The organism is Streptomyces sp. WAC06614, assembly GCF_003949795.1.
Taxonomy (GTDB): domain Bacteria; phylum Actinomycetota; class Actinomycetes; order Streptomycetales; family Streptomycetaceae; genus Streptomyces.
The window spans coordinates 1-782 of sequence record NZ_RPRY01000749.1 but is presented as its reverse complement, the minus strand read 5'-3'; the positions used below and the strand labels follow the sequence as shown (position 1 = coordinate 782).

Genomic DNA, 782 nt, shown 5'->3' with positions numbered 1-782 from the left:
GACGTCGGCGGCACCGGCCCGTTCGACGGCGAGGCGGGCGGCGGGGCGGAGGATCGTGGCCGGGCCGCGAGCGGCGGTCCGGAGGCCGGTCCGCCGCCGAGTGCGTTCCACCGACGGCTCGCCGAACTCGGCTTCGGCGAACGCACCCCACCCGCCTTCCAGGCGTACCGCGTCCTCGCCAACTGGCTGTACGAGGCCCTGCAATGGCTCGGCGTCACCCCGATCAACCGATACCTCTACTGCCACTGCCTGGCCCAGGCCGTCGACGCGCGGCTCGGCGAGAGCTGGCAGGACCGACTCACAGCGAGGCCCTCCTGACATGCGCGTGAAACTCCGCCCCAGCACGGTGTACGGGGCCCACCGGGACGGGGTGTTCGTCCAGACCCCCCGCGGGGCCTTCACCCTGCGCCTGCCGGCGCCCCTGGCCGAACCCGCCTGCGCCTGGATCCGGGCCCTGGAGGAACCGCGGAGCACCGCGGAACTGGTGGCCGCGGCCGGAAACCCGAAGGCGGCCCCGTTCATCGAACGGGTCGTCGCCCAACTGCGCTCCCAGGGAGCGCTCGTGGACGCGTACGAGGTCCCGCCGGCGGTCCCTGCCGCCGCGGTCGCGTACGTCGAGGGCCACAGCGAGGACCCGGCGGCCGCCTTGGCCGCGCTGGCCGCGGCCGAAGTGACCGTCGACCCCGGGTGGCCGCAGGCAGCGGTGGCCGAGCAGGCCCTCACCGCGCGGGGCGTACGGTGCACCGTACGCCCCGCGCGGTGAGGGCCTGCTCGGCCACCGC

General features: G+C 75.7%; 1 protein-coding gene and 1 pseudogene. Both read left to right on the top strand.

Annotated features, from left to right (window positions below; genetic code table 11):
* Positions 1-318, top strand: a pseudogene (locus tag EF918_RS37585) (hypothetical protein); the annotation flags it as partial.
* 1 nt (position 319) lies between these two features.
* On the top strand, positions 320-763 hold the full coding sequence (locus tag EF918_RS36275) for a hypothetical protein (protein ID WP_125653028.1): 444 nt from the start codon (positions 320-322) through the stop codon (positions 761-763).
* The last annotated feature ends 19 nt before the right edge of the window (positions 764-782 follow it).